The organism is Christiangramia sp. OXR-203, assembly GCF_034372165.1.
Classification (GTDB): Bacteria; Bacteroidota; Bacteroidia; order Flavobacteriales; family Flavobacteriaceae; genus Christiangramia.
Genome location: NZ_CP139698.1, coordinates 2,830,934 through 2,852,385 on the forward strand (window position 1 = coordinate 2,830,934; position 21,452 = coordinate 2,852,385).

At 39.7% G+C, this 21,452-nt stretch carries 21 protein-coding genes; 10 read left to right on the forward strand and 11 right to left on the reverse strand.

What is annotated here, in order from left to right; translation table 11 throughout:
• Positions 1 to 79: 79 nt before the first annotated feature.
• From T8I65_RS13050 to T8I65_RS13070, 5 genes are all read right to left on the reverse strand, one after another.
• A complete protein-coding gene (locus T8I65_RS13050; protein ID WP_141878594.1) occupies positions 80 to 496 on the reverse strand; it encodes an RrF2 family transcriptional regulator in 417 nt (138 codons plus the stop codon).
• Positions 497 to 529: 33 nt separating this feature from the next.
• A complete protein-coding gene (locus tag T8I65_RS13055; RefSeq protein WP_322301016.1) occupies positions 530 to 1,693 on the reverse strand; it encodes a trans-sulfuration enzyme family protein in 1,164 nt (387 codons plus the stop codon).
• A 4-nt stretch (positions 1,694 to 1,697) separates the two neighbouring features.
• On the reverse strand, positions 1,698 to 2,771 hold the full coding sequence (locus T8I65_RS13060) for an aspartate kinase (protein ID WP_322301017.1): 1,074 nt from the start codon (positions 2,769 to 2,771) through the stop codon (positions 1,698 to 1,700).
• Complete coding sequence (locus tag T8I65_RS13065; RefSeq protein ID WP_322301018.1) at positions 2,734 to 3,744, reverse strand: alpha/beta fold hydrolase; 1,011 nt, start codon at positions 3,742 to 3,744, stop codon at positions 2,734 to 2,736. Before T8I65_RS13065 ends, T8I65_RS13060 begins: the two co-directional genes overlap by 38 nt.
• A 66-nt stretch (positions 3,745 to 3,810) precedes the next feature.
• Complete coding sequence (locus T8I65_RS13070; RefSeq protein WP_322301019.1) at positions 3,811 to 5,103, reverse strand: O-acetylhomoserine aminocarboxypropyltransferase/cysteine synthase family protein; 1,293 nt, start codon at positions 5,101 to 5,103, stop codon at positions 3,811 to 3,813.
• An 843-nt stretch (positions 5,104 to 5,946) separates the two neighbouring features.
• Here T8I65_RS13070 and metK point away from each other — a divergent pair.
• The gene (metK, locus tag T8I65_RS13075) at positions 5,947 to 7,206 is read left to right on the forward strand and encodes a methionine adenosyltransferase (RefSeq protein WP_322301020.1); all 1,260 of its coding nucleotides are present in this window, start codon (positions 5,947 to 5,949) and stop codon (positions 7,204 to 7,206) included.
• 55 nt (positions 7,207 to 7,261) lie between these two features.
• Here metK and T8I65_RS13080 read toward each other — a convergent pair whose 3' ends face one another.
• Positions 7,262 to 8,131: an SDR family oxidoreductase gene (locus T8I65_RS13080; protein WP_322301021.1), complete on the reverse strand. Its 870-nt coding sequence runs from the start codon at positions 8,129 to 8,131 to the stop codon at positions 7,262 to 7,264.
• A 185-nt stretch (positions 8,132 to 8,316) separates the two neighbouring features.
• On the opposite strand from T8I65_RS13080, the gene T8I65_RS13085 reads away from it, so the two are divergent.
• Genes T8I65_RS13085 through T8I65_RS13100 form a run of 4 tightly spaced genes read left to right on the forward strand, consistent with a single transcriptional unit; the run spans position 8,317 to position 12,080 of the window.
• Positions 8,317 to 9,681, forward strand: coding sequence for an acyl-CoA dehydrogenase family protein (locus tag T8I65_RS13085; RefSeq protein WP_322301022.1), 1,365 nt, complete (start codon positions 8,317 to 8,319; stop codon positions 9,679 to 9,681).
• A 17-nt stretch (positions 9,682 to 9,698) separates the two neighbouring features.
• Positions 9,699 to 10,628 carry a 2-hydroxyacid dehydrogenase gene (locus T8I65_RS13090; protein ID WP_141878602.1) on the forward strand — a complete coding sequence of 310 codons (930 nt, stop codon included), beginning with the start codon at positions 9,699 to 9,701 and terminating at the stop codon, positions 10,626 to 10,628.
• Between the two features lie 10 nt (positions 10,629 to 10,638).
• A complete protein-coding gene (locus tag T8I65_RS13095) occupies positions 10,639 to 11,085 on the forward strand; it encodes a universal stress protein (RefSeq protein ID WP_322301023.1) in 447 nt (148 codons plus the stop codon).
• A 53-nt stretch (positions 11,086 to 11,138) separates the two neighbouring features.
• Positions 11,139 to 12,080 (forward strand): threonine/serine dehydratase, encoded by a 942-nt coding sequence (locus tag T8I65_RS13100; protein WP_322301024.1) that lies wholly within the window; start codon positions 11,139 to 11,141, stop codon positions 12,078 to 12,080.
• On the opposite strand, the gene T8I65_RS13105 is transcribed toward T8I65_RS13100, so the two are convergent.
• On the reverse strand, positions 12,077 to 12,586 hold the full coding sequence (locus tag T8I65_RS13105; RefSeq protein WP_322301025.1) for a DinB family protein: 510 nt from the start codon (positions 12,584 to 12,586) through the stop codon (positions 12,077 to 12,079). The genes T8I65_RS13100 and T8I65_RS13105 overlap by 4 nt on opposite strands.
• 96 nt (positions 12,587 to 12,682) lie before the next feature.
• On the opposite strand from T8I65_RS13105, the gene T8I65_RS13110 reads away from it, so the two are divergent.
• The 5 genes from T8I65_RS13110 to T8I65_RS13130 all read left to right on the forward strand — a co-directional run bounded on the left by T8I65_RS13110 (position 12,683) and on the right by T8I65_RS13130 (position 16,811).
• Entirely contained in the window at positions 12,683 to 14,482 is a 1,800-nt protein-coding gene (locus tag T8I65_RS13110) for an SLC13 family permease (protein WP_322301026.1), read from the forward strand.
• Positions 14,479 to 14,805: a DUF202 domain-containing protein gene (locus tag T8I65_RS13115; protein WP_322301027.1), complete on the forward strand. Its 327-nt coding sequence runs from the start codon at positions 14,479 to 14,481 to the stop codon at positions 14,803 to 14,805. Before T8I65_RS13110 ends, T8I65_RS13115 begins: the two co-directional genes overlap by 4 nt.
• Positions 14,805 to 15,125, forward strand: coding sequence for a DUF6122 family protein (locus T8I65_RS13120; RefSeq protein ID WP_322301028.1), 321 nt, complete (start codon positions 14,805 to 14,807; stop codon positions 15,123 to 15,125). The genes T8I65_RS13115 and T8I65_RS13120 overlap by 1 nt, the downstream gene beginning before the upstream one ends.
• A 389-nt stretch (positions 15,126 to 15,514) precedes the next feature.
• The gene (locus tag T8I65_RS13125) at positions 15,515 to 16,129 is read left to right on the forward strand and encodes a deoxynucleoside kinase (protein ID WP_141878609.1); all 615 of its coding nucleotides are present in this window, start codon (positions 15,515 to 15,517) and stop codon (positions 16,127 to 16,129) included.
• A 13-nt stretch (positions 16,130 to 16,142) separates the two neighbouring features.
• Positions 16,143 to 16,811 carry a sterol desaturase family protein gene (locus T8I65_RS13130; RefSeq protein WP_322301029.1) on the forward strand — a complete coding sequence of 223 codons (669 nt, stop codon included), beginning with the start codon at positions 16,143 to 16,145 and terminating at the stop codon, positions 16,809 to 16,811.
• Positions 16,812 to 16,884: 73 nt separating this feature from the next.
• Here T8I65_RS13130 and T8I65_RS13135 read toward each other — a convergent pair whose 3' ends face one another.
• From T8I65_RS13135 to T8I65_RS13150, 4 genes are all read right to left on the reverse strand, one after another.
• Positions 16,885 to 17,922 (reverse strand): App1 family protein, encoded by a 1,038-nt coding sequence (locus tag T8I65_RS13135; RefSeq protein ID WP_322301030.1) that lies wholly within the window; start codon positions 17,920 to 17,922, stop codon positions 16,885 to 16,887.
• A gap of 82 nt (positions 17,923 to 18,004) precedes the next feature.
• Complete coding sequence (gene ligD, locus T8I65_RS13140) at positions 18,005 to 20,392, reverse strand: DNA ligase D (RefSeq protein WP_322301031.1); 2,388 nt, start codon at positions 20,390 to 20,392, stop codon at positions 18,005 to 18,007.
• Between the two features lie 3 nt (positions 20,393 to 20,395).
• Positions 20,396 to 21,169: a Ku protein gene (locus tag T8I65_RS13145; protein WP_322301032.1), complete on the reverse strand. Its 774-nt coding sequence runs from the start codon at positions 21,167 to 21,169 to the stop codon at positions 20,396 to 20,398.
• Position 21,170: 1 nt separating this feature from the next.
• Positions 21,171 to 21,419, reverse strand: a complete 249-nt coding sequence (locus T8I65_RS13150; RefSeq protein WP_322301033.1) for a Rho termination factor N-terminal domain-containing protein — start codon at positions 21,417 to 21,419, stop codon at positions 21,171 to 21,173.
• Positions 21,420 to 21,452 lie beyond the last annotated feature (33 nt).

Sequence of the window (21,452 nt, forward strand, 5' to 3'; positions counted from 1 at the left end):
CTGGGTTTTAAGCAAAACTAGACTTCGTTTATTTAAACACCAATTTATTTCTCTGTAAAATTTTATTTTAACACCCTTGTCATTGCTTTAAGGCAATGTCTGCAAGCGTATTCTCTCCAAGTACATTCAGCGATGCATCTCTAACCTGTATCATTAATTTATGAACAGAACAGGCGTCCTCATCTGGACAGTCATCGCATTTTTCGTAGTAATTAAGGCTCACACATGGAACCATGGCTATGGGTCCTTCCAGTACCCTGATCACTGCGGTCATCTTAATTTCTGAAGGTTTTTTTATTAAATAATAACCTCCACCTTTTCCCTTCTTAGATCCTAGAAAGCCAGATTTCCTGAGTTCCAGCATGATACTCTCCAGGAACTTCTGAGAAATATTCTCACTTTCTGAAATTTCAGAAGCCTGAACAGGGAATTTTTCATCTTTTCGAGCTATGTATGTTAGCGCTTTGATGCCATACTTGGTCTTTTTGGAAAGCATGAAACGAAAATAAAAAATTTCCAACTTCTATTGCTATTCCTGCAAGGCCTTTTTAAGATCATTAATAATATCTTCCACATGTTCCAGACCCACCGAAATTCTGACCAGGCTTTCTGAAATTCCTACCGCTTCCAACTCTACTTCACTTAATTTACTATGTGTTGTAGAAGCAGGATGAGTCACGATCGTCCTGGTATCTCCTAAATTTGCAGATCTTGAACACATTTGCAGTCCGTCGATAAACCTTCTACCTGCTTCCAGTCCGCCTTTGATTTGGAATGCCACTACATTACCTCCCAGTTTCATTTGTTTTCTTGCCACTTCATATTGTGGATGAGATTTTAAGAACGGATATTTAACAGTTTCCGCCTGAGGTAAAGACTCAAGAAACTCTGCAACTTTAAGCGCATTTTCACAATGCTTCTCTAGTCTAATAGAAAGTGTTTCCAAGCTTTTCGATAAAACCCAGGCATTAAATGGCGATAGTGCCGGACCCGTATTTCTACTAAAAAGATATATTTCCCGAATTAGATCTTCTCTACCAACAGTAACTCCGCCAAGGACTCTACCCTGTCCATCCATCAATTTTGTAGCCGAATGTATTACGAGGTCTGACCCAAATTTTATAGGATTCTGCAAATACGGAGTCGCAAAGCAATTATCGATGATCAAAATGAGATCATGTTTTCTGGCAATATTTCCAAGTAATTTCAGATCCAGAATGTCAACACCAGGATTGGTAGGTGATTCAGCAAACAGGATTTTTGTTTCAGGTTTGATCAAACTTTCAATATCTTCCGGCGCATTCACATCAAAATAATCATGTGAAATGTTCCATTTAGGAAAATATTTAGTTAATAATCCATGAGTTGAACCAAATACAGAGCGGGATGAAACTACATGATCACCGCTTTCCAGCAAGGCTGCCAAAGTAGAAAACACCGCAGCCATACCTGTCGCAAAAGCAAATCCATCTTCAGCTCCTTCCATCTGCACTACCTTGTCAATAAATTCTGAAGTATTAGGATTTGAATAGCGACTGTAAATATTTCGCTCCTTCTCTTCAGCAAAGCTTGCACGCATATCTTCTGAATCTTCAAAGATATAGCTGGATGTCAGGTACATAGGTGTGGAGTGCTCCTGAAATTGTGTTCGTTTCAATTGCGTTCGTACCGCGATGGTTTCAAATTCTGCCATTACTTTAGTTTAATTGCTTGTTTATCTTCAGAATATCGCTAAAAACACCTCGTGCGGTAACATCAATTCCTGCGCCTGCTCCCTGTATAACCAGTGGAAACTCTTTATAGGATTCAGAATAGATCTCAAAAATATTATCGGTTCCATCAATCTGGCCAAGCGGAGTTGCAGCATTCGCTGAGATCAACCTGGTTTGCAAACTTCCATTTTCTACATTGAGTTCCCCCACATAACGCAATACTTCTCCGCTCTTATTCTCCTCTTTATGCTTCTGAAAAATATCGTCTAAAATTGAAACTTGCTTCTGAAAATGCTGTAAACTGGTTCCACCATCTATGGATATAGGAAGTAAAGATTGAACACTTACCTCTTCCAGCTCTTTCTTCAGCTGAAGTTCTCGTGCAAGAATTAGTAATTTTCTGGCTACATCCTTCCCGCTAAGATCCATCCGCGCATCTGGCTCGGTATAACCTAATTCACCAGCCTTGCGAAGCACCTCTGAAAATTGAACATTCTGCTTTGAATAGGTATTAAAGATATAGCTGAGTGAACCCGAGAAAACTCCCCGAATTCTGGTTACCTGCTCTCCAGAATCATACAGGCTCTTGATGGTTTCCAACACTGGCAAGCCAGCTCCCACATTGGTTTCGTACTGGAATATTTTATGATTTCGTTTTAACGCTGTTCTTAACTGCTCGTAAAAATCCAGACTTAGTGTATTGGCAACTTTATTTGCGGCTACAATATGACTCTCATGTTCGATCAAATCAATATAATTCTCCGGTAAACTATCACTTGCCGTAGTGTCTATGGAAATTAGATTAGTAAATGCATTATTTTCTAAATATTCCAGAATATCGTGGAATTGGTAAGAGCGCTTTTCCTTGCTAAACCTTTCTTTCCAGTGCTCATTAAGACCTAGTTTATCAGTGATCAAATTACTGGAATTGGCAACCAGGATAATTCTGATCTCAAGGTCTGAATTTCTTAGAAGTTGATCTTTCGCAGCGATGATCTGCTGAATTAATTTACTTCCAACCTTACCCGGCCCAAACAGAGCGAGATTTATTATTTTCATTTGTGTAGTTTTTTTGTTGAAATATGGGTTCTAAAAATTTGGCTACCTGGTCGGTTTCGATCAAAAATGCATCATGTCCATGAATAGATTTGATCTCGTGAATACTAACATTATTCTTGAATAGTGACAGCTCTACATAAGTGTTCCAATTTTCTTCTGCCAGGAAAAAAAGATCCGTATCTATGGTGATTATATGTATATGACCCTTAACCCTTGCGGCAACTTCAATGGTGTTTTGTGAGTCGTTTGAAATATTGATCGTAGTCAATAAATGGTTCATCAACTTATAGGAACTTAAACTAAAGCGTGATCTAAGTTTACTCCCGTGATGCTCCAGCCAGTTTTCGACCTTAAAACTATTCGTAGTTTCATCTTTTTCATTTCTGAATTTGTAGCTAAGCGATTGTGGTGTACGATAAAAGGTCATTGCATGCATACGCGCATCCTCCAATGGATTCTCACTGTTATTCAGAATCCTGTCCTGAATTTTACAATTTGCCAGAAGCCAGTCTGTCGATTTCAGATCTGTAGCGATTGGTATCACGTGTAAAGCAAGGTCTGGTTTTAAAGCTGCCAGCTGCCAGGCCAGTGCCCCGCCAATAGAAGCTCCAATGATGGCAAATAGCTCGGTAATATTTAAGTGTTCCAGAACTTTAACCTGGATTCTTGCAATATCATTCAAGGTAAACTCCTTATAATTATGAAAGTTATCTTCATCATTCTTCAGAATTCCATTTCCAGGAATATTGATGCAAATAATGGAAAATTGATCTGTATCTATGCTAGCTCCGGGCCCCACAATATCACTCCACCAGCCTCCTGAACCGCAAACCTGGGCATTTCCGGTAAGCGCATGATTCACCATAATTACCGGAGCGGTGCCCAGTTTTCTGCCAAATAACTGGAAACAAACATCAATGTTCTGAACGCTGCCGGCACTATTCCTAAAACCTGTTATTCTTATTTGTTGCATAAAATTGAGGTTAAACCGGAACCGCATACATTGCATACAGGCTCCGGCGATTAAACCAAACTAAAATTAAACAAGTGATTGTTGAGTAACCTGAGCGAAAGCCTGCTTCAAATCTGCTTTAAGGTCCTCTGTATCTTCCAGCCCTACTGAAAGTCTTATTAGATCCGGCTTTACCCCGGCAGATAATTGTTCTTCGTCTTTCAACTGCTGGTGAGTGGTACTGGCAGGATGAATAATAAGGGATTTAGTATCTCCAATATTGGCAAGCAGTGAAAATACCTTTGATGCATCTACTACTTTTTTAGCGACTTCATAACCTCCTTTAATTCCGAAAGTCACGAGTCCGCTTTGCCCTTTTGGTAAATACTGCTGAGCGATATCGTAGTATTCGCTAGACTCCAAACCGGGATAATTTACCCATTCCACTTCCTCTTGCTGCTCCAGCCAGGTGGCTAGTTCCAGGGCATTTTTGCTATGTTCGTTTATTCTAACTTTCAGCGTTTCCAGTCCCTGGATAATCTGGAACGCATTAAACGGACTAAGTGCCGCACCATGATCACGCAATCCTTCAATCCTGACTTTAGCAATGAATGCAGCTTCCTGCAATGCTTCGTGATAAACTAATCCATGATAACCTGGAGATGGCTCCGTAAATTCAGGAAATTTTCCACTGGACCAGTCGAACTTACCAGCGTCAATAATCACTCCTCCAAGACTGGTTCCGTTCCCGCCAATATACTTGGTTAGAGAGTGTATTACGATATCTGCTCCGTAATCTATTGGATTCAAAAGGTAAGGTGTGGCTACGGTATTATCCACGATAAACGGCACTTTGAATTCCTTTGCCTCTTTGGAAATTGCCTCCAGATCCAGAACATCCAGTTTTGGATTCCCCAGCGATTCAACGAAAAATACCCGGGTATTTTCCTGTGTTGCTTTCTTGAAATTGGCAGCATCACGTGGATCCACAAACGTGGTTGTTATGCCAAACCTTGGCAGTGTATTTTGTAAAAGGTTGAAAGTCCCACCATACAAGCTGCTGCTAGCTACAATATGATCGCCAGCCTTTAGTAAAGTTAGTAATGCAGTATTGATCGCAGCAGTTCCAGATGCCGTAACCACAGCTCCAATTCCACCTTCTAGCGCTGCCAGTCTTTGTTCCAGCACATCATTGGTGGGATTGTTTAAACGGGTATAAATAAAACCTGGCTTTGCAAGAGAAAATAGATCTGCCGCATGCTGACTATCGTTGAAAACATAGGAACTGGTCTGGTAAATTGGTACCGCTCTGGTTCCTCCATTTTGAGTTGTATCGTGTCCTGAATGTAATGCCTGTGTTGAAAATTTTTGAGTACTCATGATATAAATTTTTAAAAATTGAAATTGATTGAAATAAAAAAGTCCCCCTGATATGCTATTACCAGGGGGACTTTTGAATTGATTCCTTTTTAAAATCTATATTCTCGAGTTCAGGTAATAGCTATACATGCTGCACATACACATCATCATGCGCATGTTCATCATATTTTTAACTGTTACCTGTAATATCATAATTGTAAAGTTTTGTGTTCTAATTTCAATTTTGGCAATAAAAAAAGCCGCTGCGGTTGGCAGCGGCTTTTTGCAATATATATTCTTTCAGAATTATGCAACAAGATGCGCTGCGGAAGTTCTCCACATCATACACATCATCATATTGCAAACTGTTCTGTACATTGTTTTAAATTGTTTTACAAAGATAACGTCAGAGTTTTTTATTATCCAAGCTTTTGCGTACATATTTTTTTAGCCTTCTAGAATTTATAAAGTGCAACACGCATAAATACTGATAGTTACAAAGTATATTTTTTTTTGGTTGCGTTAGGGATTGAGCGAGTTGTTCGAGCTCTTTTGGTTCTTTTTCGAACCAAAAAGCGAGTCGCGAAAGCCCGGCGCGAGACCGGAACGGGCGAAGCGCAACGCCCTGATTATTCCGAAAAATACAACTGTAATTCCACGTCCTTTAAAATGGCGTTAAATCGATTTGCTATCCTTTTAAATTTTATACATTTGTATCAACTTATTGAAAGGGATAGATTTGACTGATTGCAACCCTCTACATCACATAGATGTTTTAAAATGCTAAAGCAGAATGGTAATTACACTCCTTTTTAGCTTCCCACGTCAAATTTTTCCATTCTTATAAACTTAAAAAGTAATTGAATGGCTTATTTATTTACTTCAGAAAGTGTATCTGAAGGACACCCGGATAAAATTGCAGATCAAATTAGTGATACGTTACTGGATAATTTTCTTGCCTTCGATGGCGAATCGAAAGTAGCTTGCGAAACTCTGGTTACAACCGGGCAGGTAGTACTTGCTGGTGAAGTACGTAGTAATACATACCTGGATGTTCAAAATATCGCACGTGATGTGATCAATGATATTGGTTATACAAAAGGTGCTTACAAATTTAGTGGTGATAGTTGCGGTGTGATCTCCCTTATTCACGAACAGTCCCAGGATATTTACCAGGGTGTGGATCGTGGAAAGAAGGAGGAACAGGGTGCTGGTGACCAAGGAATGATGTTTGGTTATGCGACCAATGAAACTGAAAACTATATGCCGCTGGCATTGGATATTTCACATCGTATCCTTATTGAACTGGCTAAACTTAGAAGAGAAGGAAAGGATATCGAATATCTACGACCTGATTCCAAGAGCCAGGTGACTATTGAATATAGCGATGACAACATACCAGAAAGAATTGTTGCGATCGTGGTTTCTACTCAGCATGATGATTTTGACCAGGATGATGAGAAAATGCTGGCGAAGATCAAAAAGGATATGGTTGAGATTCTTATCCCAAGAGTTAAGAAACAACTGCCAGATTATGTCCAGGAATTGTTTAATGATGATATTATTTACCATATTAATCCTACAGGTAAGTTCGTAATTGGAGGTCCGCATGGTGACGCAGGGCTTACCGGAAGAAAAATTATCGTAGATACCTATGGTGGAAAAGGTGCTCACGGTGGTGGTGCATTTTCAGGAAAAGATCCTTCTAAAGTAGATAGATCTGCCGCGTATGCTTCCAGACATATTGCCAAGAACCTGGTAGCTGCGGGTGTAGCTCCTGAAATTTTAGTACAGGTATCTTATGCAATTGGAGTGGTTGAACCAACTTCTATTTCGGTTTATACCTACGGAAAAAACAATACAGATCTTTCTGATGGTGAAATTGCTGAAAAGGTTCGTAATATCTTTGATATGAGACCAGCTGCGATCGAGGAACGACTGAAGTTGAGAAATCCAATTTACCGGGAAACTGCTGCATATGGACATATGGGAAAAACTCCGCGTACAGAAACTAAAGTTTTTGAAAGTCCGTATAATGGTAAGATCACCAAGGAAGTGGAACTATTTACCTGGGAGAAACTGGATTATGTGGACAAGATCAAAGAGAGTTTCGATTTAAAATAAAATCACACTAAAATATGTAAAAAGCCTCTAAAAGTTTAGAGGCTTTTTTAATGGATCAAATCGTGTACTGGCCTCCAGTGACCTGTACCGTTGAGCCAGTCATATAACTAGAATCTTCGGAAGCTAGCAAAACAAAAGCTGCCGCCAATTCTGCTGGTTGTCCCGGTCGTTTCATAGGGGTATCACCTCCAAAATTCTTCACCACATCGTTTGGCATGGTTGCCGGGATAAGCGGAGTCCAGATTGGTCCCGGAGCTACACAATTCACCCGAATCCCTTTGTCTGCCAGCAATTGTCCCATACTCGCTGTAATATTCTGTATCGCACCTTTAGTAGCAGCATAGGCCAGAAGATCTGGACGTGGATTGTATGCATTTACTGATGTGGTATTTACAATTGTACTGCCCGGTTTCATATGAGGTTCTGCCGCTTTGCATAAATAGAACAGGGAGTAAATATTCGTTTTAAAGGTGTAGTCCCATTCTTCTGCTGAAATCTCCTGCAAGGACTCTCTCGCCATCTGGTAAGCAGCATTATTTACCAGGATATCGATCTGGCCAAATTCAGCAATAGCCTTTTCTACTATACTTTTACAATGTTCCTGATCACCGATGTCTCCCGGTACTAAAACTGCTTTTTTGCCTGCCTCTTCTACCAGCTTGGCAGATTCCTTAGCATCCTCATGTTCTTCAAGATAAGAGATCAAGACATTGGCCCCTTCCCTGGCAAAAGCAATTGCGACTGCTCTTCCAATTCCGCTATCTGCCCCGGTAATGATCGCGTTTCTGCCTTTCAGTTTACCTGAACCTTTATAGGATTTTTCACCATGATCTGTATCCGGATCTATGCTACTTTCTGTTCCCGGTTCACTCTGGTTGAGATTTTCAAATGGTGGTTTTGGATATTTTTCCTGTGGATGTTCCATAATTATTGATTTTAAAGGTTTCTCTAAAATTATAGAATGCTTCGATATATCAGGAAAGCAGATATTGTAAACTTTCCCTAAATCTTTATGGAAAAGCGCGATATTTTTTATCAACTCTTCGGAAAACCTTAACAAGCGAACGCGGTTTTAATTCCTAAATTGAAATTCCACCAAGAGGAATTTCTATGTCTTTATTTAAAAAAGTTCGTGATACGGTTAACCTGCTAAAATCGGTTGATCTGGATCAGCTAGCTAAGATCAATCAAAAGATTGATCTAGCTGAAGCGATGAAAACTTTGGGCAAACTTGACGACCGTCAACTCGCCGGATTAATGAAAATGTTAAAAACCAAGAAGAAGAAAGGTCAGCACGACCTGCCTCCTATCGATGGTGATTTTTATAATCTGGATCTCAAGCTTACGCCGGAACAACGGGAAATTCAGCTTAAGGTTAGAAATTTCATGGAAGACGAGATTCGCCCTTTAGTAAATGAATACTGGAAGAAAGATCAGTTTCCATTTGAAGTGATCAAAAAATTCAGCAAACTGAATATTGTTGGCGTTCCTTATGAAGGATATGGATGTCCAAACATGCCATTTTTGATGGAAGGTATCATAGCTCAGGAAATTGCACGTGTAGACGTTTCAATCTCTACCTTCTTTGGAGTTCACAGTGGTCTCGCCATGGGTTCCATTTATCTATGCGGAAGTGAAGAACAGAAACAGGAATGGTTACCACAAATGGCAAAAATGGAAAAGATCGGTGCCTTTGGCCTTACCGAACCTAATGTTGGTTCTGGAGTTGCTGGCGGACTCGAAACTACCTGCAAATTTGATGGAGAGAACTGGGTATTGAATGGTCAGAAAAAATGGATAGGAAACGCCACTTTCGCTGATGTAATTGTTATTTGGGCTCGGGATCTTGACTCTGGCAGAGTAAAAGGTTTCCTGGTACGTAAGGAAAACCCTGGTTTTTCCGCAGAAAAGATTCAGGATAAAATGGCATTGAGGATCGTGCAAAACGCACTAATCACTCTAAAGGATTGCAAGATCCCTGAAGGTGACAGGTTGCAGAACGCTAATTCTTTTAAAGATACTGCCAATGTTCTTAGAATGACCAGAGCCGGAGTTGCATGGCAAGCGGTTGGTTGTGCCAGAGGTGCTTATGAAAGTGCTTTGAAATACACCAAAAAAAGAGAACAGTTTGGGAGACCTATTGCCTCTTTTCAGCTTATTCAAAATCATCTTGTGGAAATGCTTTCCAATCTTACGGCAATGCAAACACTTTGCTTTAGGTTATCAGAAATGCAGGACCAGGATCTGCTTACAGATGAGCACGCCAGTCTTGCAAAGGTTTATTGTAGCATGAGAATGCGTGATGTAGTGAGCAGAGCTAGAGAAGTTCTAGGTGGAAATGGAATATTATTAGAATACGACGTAGCTCGTTTTGTAGCAGATGCTGAAGCGATCTACAGTTATGAAGGAACTAAAGAAATCAATTCATTGATCGTTGGCCGTGCAATTACAGGTTACAGCGCATTTGTGAGTTAAATGAAAAAGAAAAATTTATGTCAGTATTAATCGTTGCTCCGGGAAGAGATTCGGAGGCATGGGTAGAAGCATTGAAAAATCAACATCCAGGAATGAATATTTACACCTATCCGGAAGAACATGACCCGGAAGAGGTAGAATTTGCACTAACCTGGAACCACCCAAGAGGATTATTCAAGAATTATCCGAATTTGAAAGTAATCGCCAGTATGGGTGCAGGTGTAGATCATATTTTAAGTGATAATTCGCTCCCTGAAAATGTTGCGATCACCAGGGTAGTAGACGAAACACTTACCGAAGATATGGGAGATTTCGTACTTAGCCAGGTAATGAATCATATTCGTAATCTTCATGGTTACGTAAAGTCGCAGTATAAAAAGCAATGGGATAGGTCTCAGTATAAAAGACCACAGAATACCAACGTTGGAATTATGGGCCTAGGTGTCCTGGGGAATGCTGTAGCAGACAAATTACACAAGAACTTTTTCAAAGTGTCCGGTTGGTCAAAAACAGAAAAAGATTGTGATAATGTTACTAGCTATTACGGGAAAGATCAGCTGGAAGAATTTTTAAATAATTCTGAAATTTTAGTTTGTCTTCTTCCTTTGACCGAAGACACTGAGAATATCCTGAATGAAGATCTTTTCGATATGCTGCCGGAAGGTGCATATGTGATCAATGTTGCGCGTGGTGAACACCTGGTGGAGCATGATTTAATGAAAATGATTGATAATGGTCATCTTTCGGGAGCATCTCTGGATGTATTCAGAGAAGAGCCATTGCCGGAAGAACATCCATTCTGGGAACATGATCGTATCAATATCACTCCGCATATTGCCAGTGTAACCAAACCGGAATCTGTGGTTCCTCAGATCGCTGAAAATTATGATCGTATGAAGGAAAACCAGGATCTTAAGAACAAAGTTGAAATGGACAGAGGTTATTAATTAATTAGCTATGGATACATTCAAAAATATCATGGTAGCGGTGGACTTCAATGACAGCATTGGTGAATTAATGATTTTTGCTGATAGTCTAGCTCAAAAGTATGAATCGAAATTATGGGTTTTGCATGTAGCAGATCCAGAACCAGATTTTGTTGGTTATGAACCAGGACCTCAATATATAAGAGATCTTCAAGCTGAAGAATATCGCGAGGAGCATCGTAGTCTTCAACAGGTATGCGATAGTTTTATAAGCAAAGAAGTTGAGAGCGACGCCTTACTTATTCAAGGATCAACGGTAAGTACCGTTCTTGAGGAAGCTAAAAAACTAAATGTAGATCTACTAATAGTTGGAACTCATAAACATAGTTTCCTCTACAATCTGCTGAATGAAAGCGTCTCGATGGAACTCGTCAAAAAGGCTGAAATCCCCATGTTAACGATACCAATTACTGAATAAAAAAAATCCCCGTAATCACGGGGATTTTTTATTTTAGTATAAAACTAAAAGATTTGAATAGCAGCAAAGAAGAACTTCTAAAAGTTCTGGAGACCATAGCGCCATTTATCCATAGAACTCCGGTTCTAACTTCTACGCTAATCGACGAAATAGCCGGCTGCGAAATTCAATTTAAGTGCGAGAATTTTCAAAAGATGGGTGCATTCAAAATGCGCGGTGCGATGTATGCGATTTCAAAGCTTTCTGAAGCCAAAAAGAGTGCCGGGGTGGTCACACATTCTTCAGGAAATTTTGCGCAGGCTTTGTCTCTGGCAGCTAAAAGTTTGAATGTGCCTGCTTACATTGTAATGCCCGATTCGGCTCCAGAAGTTAAAAAAGCTGCGGTCCGAACTTATGGAGGGGAGATTACAGAATGTCCGTCTACTCTTCATGATAGGGAAGCTACAGCTAAAAGAATAATGGAAGAAAAAGGAGCAAGTTTTATACATCCTTCTAATGATATGAATGTGATCCTGGGACAGGGAACTGCAGCAACCGAATTATTGCTCGATCATCCTGAACTGGATAGGGTCGTTTGTCCGGTTGGCGGCGGTGGCCTGATTGCCGGAACTGCTATCTCAACTCATGTTTTGCTCCAAAACTGTCTTTGTATTGGTGCAGAACCTATGGAAGCTGATGATGCCTGGAGATCTCTAAAAAGTGGAAAAATTGAAAGCAACTCTTCTGTTCTTACCGTTGCAGACGGACTCAAAACAATGCTTGGAGACGTTAACTTCCCTATAATCAGGGATCATGTTGCTGAGATCATCAGGGTTTCTGAAGAAGAGATTATCGCGGCAATGCGCTTGATCTGGGAACGCATGAAGATCGTAGTAGAAGCCTCCAGCGCTGTAGCCCTGGCCGCAATTCTTCAACAGAAAGATAAATTTAGAAACAAGAAAGTGGGTTTGATCATTTCCGGCGGCAATGTTGATCTTACGAATCTACCATTTTAGGAGTCTTTTACTACAGATATTGTTACCAGCATTTGTCCTATATGTCTTTGAGAATGTTCCGCAGTATGAAAAAGTACGCCAATTAAACTTGACTTAATTCGCTTTCTTCCTACTTCTACACTATTGGTTAGATCTTCAGGTTTCTGAGATTTCAAAAATTCTACCGCTGCGTTCAATTCATTTTCAGCCTGAATTATTAGTTCTTCAACACTAATGGAGGCATCAGCTTCTCCTTCCAGCTTTAAATATCGAAACTGAGCTTCCCTCAATTGTTCGCCTTTTGCATAAGTGATCAAACGGTTAGTTACGCCAGCTATATGCTGAAGATGAAACCCTACAGATGCCCTCCCCGCAGGTTTAGTCCATAACTTTGCTGATGGGAAATCAGTAAGATATTTACGGAGTTCTTCTTTAGACTGAAGTAGTGCATGTGCTGCCGGCTGCAACAGATCAGGAACATTCTCCACTTTACCTCTCAGCCAATTCTCTGGTTTAGATTTATCCATCTTCATATTTTACTGAAAAGTAGAAATTAATTCAGGTAATAAAAAGAAGTCTTATCTTTAATAAGAACATCAGGTTGTTATAGTAAATAAATTCAGATGGAATTGTATCTCACCGTTGCGATCATCATCATTGGTATCATCCTGTTTGTGCGCGATTATTTTTCGATAGATACTACTTCTATTATAATTATGGCGCTTTTTATCATTTCGGGAGTTCTAAGTCCCGAAGAAGGTTTCTCGGGATTCAATCACCCGGCAACCATTACGCTTGGTTGTATGTTCGTAGTAAGTGCCGCCGTTTTTAAATCGGGGATTATTGACGGACTTAGTGCCAGGCTTATTAAGATTGCACGTATTAATTATTTTTCTGCACTCGTTTCCTTATGTCTCACTTCAGCTGTTCTTTCTGCCTTTATTAATGATTCTGCGGTAGTTGCAATTCTTATTCCTGTGGCACTACTGGTTTGCCGCGAGGCCGAAATTAGCCCTGCCCGACTTCTAATTCCTATCTCCTTTTCAGCATTATTTGGTGGCACCTGCACTCTTATTGGAACCTCAACGAATATCCTGGTAAGCAGTTACGCTGAAAAACTGGGTTCTGAACCCTTTGGCATGTTCGAATTTTCCATGGCTGCTCTGTGCTTACTTGCTATCGGACTCACTTATATCTTCCTGCTTGGGCCCATTCTATTACCAAAAAGAGGATTGCCCGAAAACACCGGACTGATAAAGCAAACTGAAAAATATATGGCTGAGATCGAACTGCATCATGATCATGTTGATATCGATCTACCGGTTTCCCAATCCAGACTGGTTAAAGACTATAAAATACAGATACTTAGAATTAAACGAAAACATTACCGGGTATATGAAATAAATGGTGAAACGGTTTTAAGAGAAAACGATAGGATTAGGATCCTGGTGGACCCAGTAAACTTAGCAAAGCTAAAATCAAAAAAAGGGATTTCTGTAAGAGGTGACAAGGAAAGTATCCAGGAAATGGAGGCTAATCAGGATGCCTCAGAAGTTTCAGAAGAAAAAAAAATCTTCGAAGTCATGATCCCGTATGGATCTGAACTTGCCGGTAATTCCATTCGGGAAATGAACTTCAGAAGCACTTATTACGCATCTGTTCTAGCTATTCGCCACCGCAAGGAAACGATCACCGAAGATGTTTCCCGGGTAGTTCTTAGAGAGGGTGATATGATGTTGTTATTCGCTTCAGAAAAAGCAATTTCGGTACTAGCTTCAGAAAAAATGATCGTAACACTTTCAGAATACCAGGGGAGAAATGTGAACTACAAAAAGGCAATTCCTGCATTACTCATCGTGATTGGTGTGGTTGCCGCGGCAGCCTTTAACCTTACTTCTATCCTCATTAGCGCGATGGTTGGAAGCTTATTGATCGTCACACTTACGATTTTAAAACCTCAGGAAGCATACGAAGCCATTGAGTGGAAAGTGATATTTATGATCGCCGGTGTACTTTCTATGGGAAAAGCCCTGGAAAAAACCGGTGGATCCGATATTGTTTCCCAGTACGTCTTTGAAACTCTGGGCGATATGGATCCCCGATGGACATTGAGTATGATATTTTTATTCACCTTTCTTTCCACCAATGTCCTATCCAGTAAAGCTGCGGCAGCGCTTATGACGCCTATAGTAATAAGTCTGGCAGGCGCAATGCAGGTAAGCGAAAAACCTTTTTTGATTGGCGTCATGTTCGCATGTTCGCTTACTTTTATGACTCCGGTAAGCTATCCCGTGAATACAATGGTGTACGCACCGGGAAATTATAGGTTCAGAGATTTCCTAAAGTTCGGAACTCCACTTAACTTTATCATCTGGATCGCAGCCTCATTTATTATCCCGATGTTTTTCCCTTTTGAACTATGAGAAAAGTAAAATTACATAACCCTTTCAAAGCCAGAATCATTGACGAAAAACTGCTTCGTGAACATCTCGCTTTGGAAAGAACTAAACTTGCCAACGAAAGAACATTACTTAGCTATATTCGGGCATCTATTTATTTGCTAATTAGCGGACTTGCTTTATTACAAATCAAGGACTACCAGGGCATCAGCCTGATGTGGGTAGGTTATTTATCACTTTTCCTCTGTATCCTATTTATTATTGTTGGATTTTCAAGGTATGTTGCCCTGGAACGTAAACTTAACGGACTGCTTAGAGAACAACCGGAAGAAAAAAATAAATCCTGATGCTACAGAGTCTGGTGCATTATTCCATGCACTTTTTGGTAATTGGCGCTATCGCCTGGTTCTATGATCGTGAAAACTGGATAAAGTACTGGGCAATTCTTGCTGCTACCATGATCGTGGATATTGATCATTTACTAGCCACCCCAATTTTTGATCCCAATCGCTGCGGAATTGGATTTCATCCCTTACATTCTGAAATTGCTATCGCTGCGTATTTCTTCGGAATGTTATTTATCAAACACAGGATCATCAGGTTGATATGCATAGGATTGCTATTTCATATGATCACAGACTTAATAGATTGTCTTTGGACGAACTAAAATTGTAATTCATATATTTTTCCAAATCCCTACTATAGCCCTATCCTTCCGAAGTTAATTGCAACCAAACTTTTCTGCTTTAGGACGATGATACTTCTGAAGAAGCATTTTGAACTGGTAAGGTTATCGTGATAAATGATTCTTTTAGGCTTACATATATAAAAGCTATTTCGAATCAGTAGTTAGTACAAAACCACTTCAGTTAATTTTGAGATAGTGCCAGGCCGTGACAAGTGAAAATCAAACCCCCCTTTTTTAATTCAATAAAATATTGATCAACAACGATTTAGTCTTTGTTGAAAATTTCTTTCTCCAAGCAATATCAAATTGACCATTTTAACTCAATTCTTTTATCTTTACATTCCTTAATTCAGCCTAAGAAATAAATTATGCATGTAGCCATAGCAGGAAATATTGGTGCAGGAAAAACAACATTAACTCGATTATTAGCAAAGCATTACAACTGGGAACCACAGTTTGAAGATGTTCTGGAAAACCCCTACCTCGAAGATTTTTACAACAAGATGGAGCGTTGGTCGTTTAACCTGCAGATCTATTTTTTGAATAGCAGGTTCAGGCAGATCCTTCAAATTCGTGAGAGTGGCCAGAAGATCATTCAGGATCGTACGATCTATGAGGATGCTTATATTTTCGCACCTAACTTACATGCAATGGGTCTTATGACCAACAGGGATTTTGAAAATTATAAGTCACTCTTTGATCTTATGGAAAGCGTGGTTCAGGGACCAGATCTACTCATTTACTTGAGAAGCAGTATTCCTAACCTTGTAAAACAGATCCATAGTAGAGGTCGTGATTATGAGAACTCTATTTCTATTGACTATTTGAGCAGGCTGAATGAACGCTACGAAGCTTGGGTACACGATTATAATAAAGGAAATTTGCTTATAATTGATGTAGATAATATTAATTTTGTGGACAATCCTGAAGATCTTGGTGACATCATCAACCGAATCGACGGACAGTTACACGGACTTTTTTAAATGATAATTGACTATGGAATCCACTAAGCTAAAAAGACCAAAACATAAGGGTTCTCCAAAACTTTTCGATAACCCGATCCTGGAGAAGTTAACGCATACGCATATATCGCTACCATTGATCATCTTTGGATTGATCTCTGTTGCATTAATCTATTACGGAATCATTGATAAAGGTTTCGAAGCACCAGCGATGATTGGATTATTCCTTGCAGGCCTGTTCTTCTTTACTTTTATTGAATATGTAATGCATAGATATCTGTATCACATTCCGGCAACTACGCCTAAAAAGCAAAAATTGAGCTATACCATGCACGGCGTACATCATGATTACCCAAAGGATAAATCCAGGCTGGCCATGCCTCCAGTTCTTAGTCTTGTAATTGCAACTGTGCTATTCATCATTTATCGTGCAGTACTGGGCGACTATGTATTCGGTTTTCTTGCAGGTTTCCTTATTGGATACGCTGCTTACCTGGCTGTTCATTATTCTGTACACGCTTTTAAAGTACCAGATAATTTTCTAAAGATCTTATGGCATCATCACAGTATTCATCATTATCGTGAACCAGATCGTGCTTTTGGAGTTTCCTCTCCACTATGGGATCAGATCTTCGGAACCATGCCAAGAAAGTCGCCGGTTCAGGATAGAGCCGCAGTTGGAACCAGTATTGACCCTAGCTAAATCAGTATTTACAAAAAATTAAAAAGTCCCTTTTTCAAGGGACTTTTTTTATTTGTTGAATTTCGTAACCGGACTATTTTATAAAACCATTTTCGCGGGCGTGTTCTTCAGCTTCCTCACTACTCATGACCATTAGCACCGGTACTGTATCAAAATTATCGATGATACTTTGCACTCGTTGCATTTGCTTTTTATGTTTTACACTTCTTAGATAGATCGCCATTATTCGGTCTGAATACTGAGCCGCAATATCTGTATAAATACTCGCATCATGTTCACCACTATCACCAATAAGGATAAATTTAAGATCTGGATAGGTTTTCAAGATATTGGTGATCTCTTTTTGCTTATGAGGTTTTTCAGGTTTTATAGTACTTTCGAAAGGAGTTCGAAGATCACGTAACAACATGGGGCCCTTTGGGAAATTATTGTGATCCAGGAACAATTTGAGATATTCATACATGTTCCAGGGACTGTTACTTAGGTAAAACATGGGATTTCTAAACTTACCACTGGTTCCCTCGTGTAATTTCTGGTAAAGACTCGGAGCTCCTTTTAATGGGATTCTCTTGTAAGCATTTGTAAGCAATGAATTCTTCAGAAGCCGCCATTTTAAAAAAGAAGTAACTCCGGTATGCAGGATTGTATCATCAATATCACTTATGACTCCGAATTCGGCATCATGCTGCGGAATAAGAAATTCCCCACGTTTTGGATTCTCCAGTTCATCTGTTCTAGGTTCTACCTTTTCACAGTATCGAACCACATAATCTATCCAACCTTCATTGGACGCATATTCAGATAAATTTTCATCAAAAGTCTTATCGAAAAGAAAGTAGCCTTCATCATTGGTAGTCGTTCTCAAATTTACTTTTCCAGGAACCACCAGCTCCATCTCGGCATCAGGAATTTCAAAGCTATCGAACTGCTTATAAGTATTCTTGATAGTCCGAAAAATGGACTGTTCCTTGACGATATTCAATGGTTCATTATCTAAAACCCGTCCAAAGACATATAAATGCGAATAAGTACCATAACTTCTATAAGGCACGATATGAATTTGATCGAGATTTCTATATCTGCCTAGTAGTTTTTTAAAACGTTTGATCATTAAATTTGAAGGTTTTGGTTCAAGTTATATTTTATTCTGAACCGAGTCCGCCAGAAGGCCCAGTTTTATAATTATTTTAGTATTAAAGTCGGTTTAGGGCTTCCAACGCCTTTGCCATATCTAAACCTTCACCCAATACCCCATTGAAAAGATTGGGATTCTCAACAATTCTTGCAGGCATATTCTTAATATTAAAATCTTTGATTTTCAAACCGGACTTCAATTCGTTCCAGTGTAGAGGAGCAGATACCGGAGCACCAGGTTTAGGTCTCGCACAGTAAGGAGCAGCCAGTGTTTGTCCCCTTCTATTCTGCAAATAATCCAGATAGATCTTATTTTTGCGATTCTTTACAGCCCGATCCATACTGGTAAGACCTTTGGTTCGCTCGAGAACATAATAACAGATGAGTTTTGTAAATTCCCGACCTTCTTCGTAAGAATATTTCGCACCAAGTGGGATATAAATATGAATCCCCGAAGATCCTGATGTCTTGCAATAAGCTACGATGTTTGCCGACTCTAAAATTTCCTTTGTTACCTGCGCAACTTCAATTACTTCCTCAAATGTATTTTTTTCTGAAGGATCCAGATCAATGACTACATAATCTGGTTGGTCCAATGAGTTTTTCCTGCTATTCCAGGGATTGATCTCAATACAACCCAGGTTCGCCATATAAATCAAACTAGCCTCGTCCTGGCAGAGAAGGTACTTAATATCTCTTTTTGAAGAAGTAGACCAAACCTTTAAAGTTTCGATCCAGGAATCCAGCAAACCTTCATTGTCTTTCTGGTAAAAACCTTCCTTCTCGATACCATTTGGGTGCCTGTGGAGATTTTGTGGACGATCTTTTAGAAACGGGATCATATATTCTGAAACCTGTATGTAATAATCGATGAGATCATACTTCCTGAAACCTTCTCCCGGCCAATAGATCTTATCAAGATTCGTAACATTAACTGTTCTGCCATTTATGTCTAAGGCATTGGAACTAGCCTTTGAAGATTTCTGAGATGATTTATTAGCGGTTTTCTCATCACTTAAAGATTTGTCTTCTCTTAAACCTTTGTACACAGGATGACGCATTCTACCACTCTCTGTCCATTCTGAAAATTTGATCTCGCATACAAGTTCCGGTTTTACCCAATTTGGTATTCTGCCTTTGAGGTTTATTATATGTCCGAAAGGTGACTTTTGAGTTTCAAGTCCCTGCATTTTCTGAAGTAATTCCTGTTGTACCGCAGATGAAAATCCTGTTCCGCAATTACCTACGTATTGTAATTTACCTTCTCTGTACATCCCGAGTATCAACGATCCGAAAACGGATCCTTTTGAATCTGTATAACCACAGATCAAAGCTTCTTCAGATCTTGTTCCTTTTATTTTTAACCATTTCTCACTACGATAACCTGGAGTATATACCGAATCTGCTTTTTTTGCGATCACTCCCTCCATACCATTTTTGATAGCTTTCTTGTAAAATGCATCTGCCATACTCTCAACATGCTCACAGTAATAGGTCATCTCCAATCCTTCCAGAATATCAGGAAGCAGACTTTTACGCTCGAGCAGGCCTAAGTCCAGTGTACTGTGTCCATTTAGAAAAAGTATGTCAAAAACATAAAAACGAAGATCTGCCGGAGAAGTACTGTCGTAATTCTGCAGTTGTTGAAACTGTGGTTTTCCCTGCTCATCCAGAATTACCACTTCCCCATCGAGTATCACATCATGCGGGATGTTATCCAGGTCCTGAGCGAGCTTTGAAAACTTATTATTATAATTTATACCATTCCGGGAATACAGGTTCACATTACCTTGGCTGATACTTGCAAGAACTCTGTAGCCATCCCATTTTAACTCGTAGATCCACCCGGCTTTACTAAAGATTCCATCGGCTGCAGTTGCCAGCATAGGCTTTATGACATCAGAATCGTTTAAGCTTTTTACGATTCCTTGCGGAGCATAATCTTCTGCGTCGTAATTTGAAGTTACCGAATGATCGTCTTTCTTCTTTATAAGCAACCAGTGTTGCTGTCCATCCTGCCTTCTTGTTCTAATAAGGGCAAATGTTCCTATAAGCTTATCACCATGAAATTTCACTTTCAAATCACCCTTTTTTAATGCCTCCTCAGCTCCAGAATCTCCTACCGATTCAAATGTACCGGTATCCCAGATCCGCATTTTACCAGCTCCATAATTACCCTTTGGGATGGAACCTTCAAAGTGTAGATACTTTACCGGGTGATCTTCAGTTTCAATAGCCAGCCTCTTATCGTCGGGGTTCATGGAAGGGCCTTTAGGAACGGCCCAGCTTTTAAGAACACCACCAACCTCAAGTCTCAAATCATAATGCAATCTTGAAGCACGATGACGCTGAATAACGAACCTATGGAGATTCTCATTTTCAAGATCTCCCTTAGGTTCAGAGGTTTGAGTAAAATCACGTTTTTTATTGTATTCCGTTAAAGACATGTTTTAGCTGGCCTTTGACTTTTTCTTTTCAAGACTGGCCTTCAGTTTAGCCATAAGATCGTCTGCCTGCGTGGGTTCTGAATCGTAATCTTCAACTTTAGGCTTTTTACCAGTCGCTTTGGATTCTATGATCTTCATTAACTGGTCATTATAAATATCCTTATATTTTTTAAAATCAAAGTCAGAAGTATACTGTTCGATGAGTGAAACCGCCATATCTACCTCCTTGGCCTTTACCTTGGTTTTGGTAAGCTTCAGTTCTCCGGGATTCCTAATCTCATCTTCAAATCTAATCACATGTAACACCAGTGCATCCCTGTAAATACCTACAAGAGATAAATGCTCCTTTTGTCGCATCACGAATGTGGCCACACCCAGTTTTCCTGTCTTTTTTAATGCCTGCAGCAGTAAATTATAGGATTTACCCCCTTCTTTTTGTGGTTCCAGGAAGTAGGGCTTTTTAAACAACACATCGGCTACCTCATCCTCATCGATAAATTCTTCGATATCGATAGTTTTAGTCTTTTTCATGTTCGCCTGGTCAAAATCCTCTTTTTCCAGAATAACATAGCCGTCATCCTTTTTATAACCTTTTACAATATCCTTCCATTCCACCTCTTTGCCGGTATCCTCATTAATACGTTTATAGCGAATACGGGCATGATCATTTTTATCGAGCATATCCAGGTCTATTCGCCTGTCTTCAGAACCCGAATAAAGTTTCACGGGAATTGAAACCAGACCAAAACTTATTGAACCATTCCAGATTGAGCGCATATTAGTGGTTTCTTAGTGCTTTAATCAATTCATCTTTAGACATATCACTTCGTCCATCGATGCCTACTTTTTTCGCCTGCTCGTAGAGTTCCTCTTTTGTTCTCTCTTCGTAATTTTCGGCTTTACCACCTTTCTCTCCGGAATTGGACGTATTGGCGATCCTCGCCGCTTTTTCCTTGCTCATTCCTTCCTTGCGCAATTTCTCGTACTGCTCATCATTTTTAATACTGGGTCCGTGATCTTTTGACATCTTCTGAATCTTTTGAATTGAACTTAAATTTAA

Excerpts from the sequence above, each read along its gene's own strand:
- T8I65_RS13050 (WP_141878594.1), bottom strand. The coding sequence starts at position 496 with ATGCTTTCCAAAAAGACCAAGTATGGCATCAAAGCGCTAACATACATA.
- T8I65_RS13055 (WP_322301016.1), bottom strand. The coding sequence starts at position 1,693 with ATGGCAGAATTTGAAACCATCGCGGTACGAACGCAATTGAAACGAACA.
- T8I65_RS13060 (WP_322301017.1), bottom strand. The coding sequence starts at position 2,771 with ATGAAAATAATAAATCTCGCTCTGTTTGGGCCGGGTAAGGTTGGAAGT.
- T8I65_RS13065 (WP_322301018.1), bottom strand. The coding sequence starts at position 3,744 with ATGCAACAAATAAGAATAACAGGTTTTAGGAATAGTGCCGGCAGCGTT.
- T8I65_RS13070 (WP_322301019.1), bottom strand. The coding sequence starts at position 5,103 with ATGAGTACTCAAAAATTTTCAACACAGGCATTACATTCAGGACACGAT.
- metK (WP_322301020.1), top strand. The coding sequence starts at position 5,947 with ATGGCTTATTTATTTACTTCAGAAAGTGTATCTGAAGGACACCCGGAT.
- T8I65_RS13080 (WP_322301021.1), bottom strand. The coding sequence starts at position 8,131 with ATGGAACATCCACAGGAAAAATATCCAAAACCACCATTTGAAAATCTC.
- T8I65_RS13085 (WP_322301022.1), top strand. The coding sequence starts at position 8,317 with ATGTCTTTATTTAAAAAAGTTCGTGATACGGTTAACCTGCTAAAATCG.
- T8I65_RS13090 (WP_141878602.1), top strand. The coding sequence starts at position 9,699 with ATGTCAGTATTAATCGTTGCTCCGGGAAGAGATTCGGAGGCATGGGTA.
- T8I65_RS13095 (WP_322301023.1), top strand. The coding sequence starts at position 10,639 with ATGGATACATTCAAAAATATCATGGTAGCGGTGGACTTCAATGACAGC.
- T8I65_RS13105 (WP_322301025.1), bottom strand. The coding sequence starts at position 12,586 with ATGGATAAATCTAAACCAGAGAATTGGCTGAGAGGTAAAGTGGAGAAT.
- T8I65_RS13110 (WP_322301026.1), top strand. The coding sequence starts at position 12,683 with ATGGAATTGTATCTCACCGTTGCGATCATCATCATTGGTATCATCCTG.
- T8I65_RS13115 (WP_322301027.1), top strand. The coding sequence starts at position 14,479 with ATGAGAAAAGTAAAATTACATAACCCTTTCAAAGCCAGAATCATTGAC.
- T8I65_RS13120 (WP_322301028.1), top strand. The coding sequence starts at position 14,805 with ATGCTACAGAGTCTGGTGCATTATTCCATGCACTTTTTGGTAATTGGC.
- T8I65_RS13125 (WP_141878609.1), top strand. The coding sequence starts at position 15,515 with ATGCATGTAGCCATAGCAGGAAATATTGGTGCAGGAAAAACAACATTA.
- T8I65_RS13130 (WP_322301029.1), top strand. The coding sequence starts at position 16,143 with ATGGAATCCACTAAGCTAAAAAGACCAAAACATAAGGGTTCTCCAAAA.
- T8I65_RS13135 (WP_322301030.1), bottom strand. The coding sequence starts at position 17,922 with ATGATCAAACGTTTTAAAAAACTACTAGGCAGATATAGAAATCTCGAT.
- ligD (WP_322301031.1), bottom strand. The coding sequence starts at position 20,392 with ATGTCTTTAACGGAATACAATAAAAAACGTGATTTTACTCAAACCTCT.
- T8I65_RS13145 (WP_322301032.1), bottom strand. The coding sequence starts at position 21,169 with ATGCGCTCAATCTGGAATGGTTCAATAAGTTTTGGTCTGGTTTCAATT.
- T8I65_RS13150 (WP_322301033.1), bottom strand. The coding sequence starts at position 21,419 with ATGTCAAAAGATCACGGACCCAGTATTAAAAATGATGAGCAGTACGAG.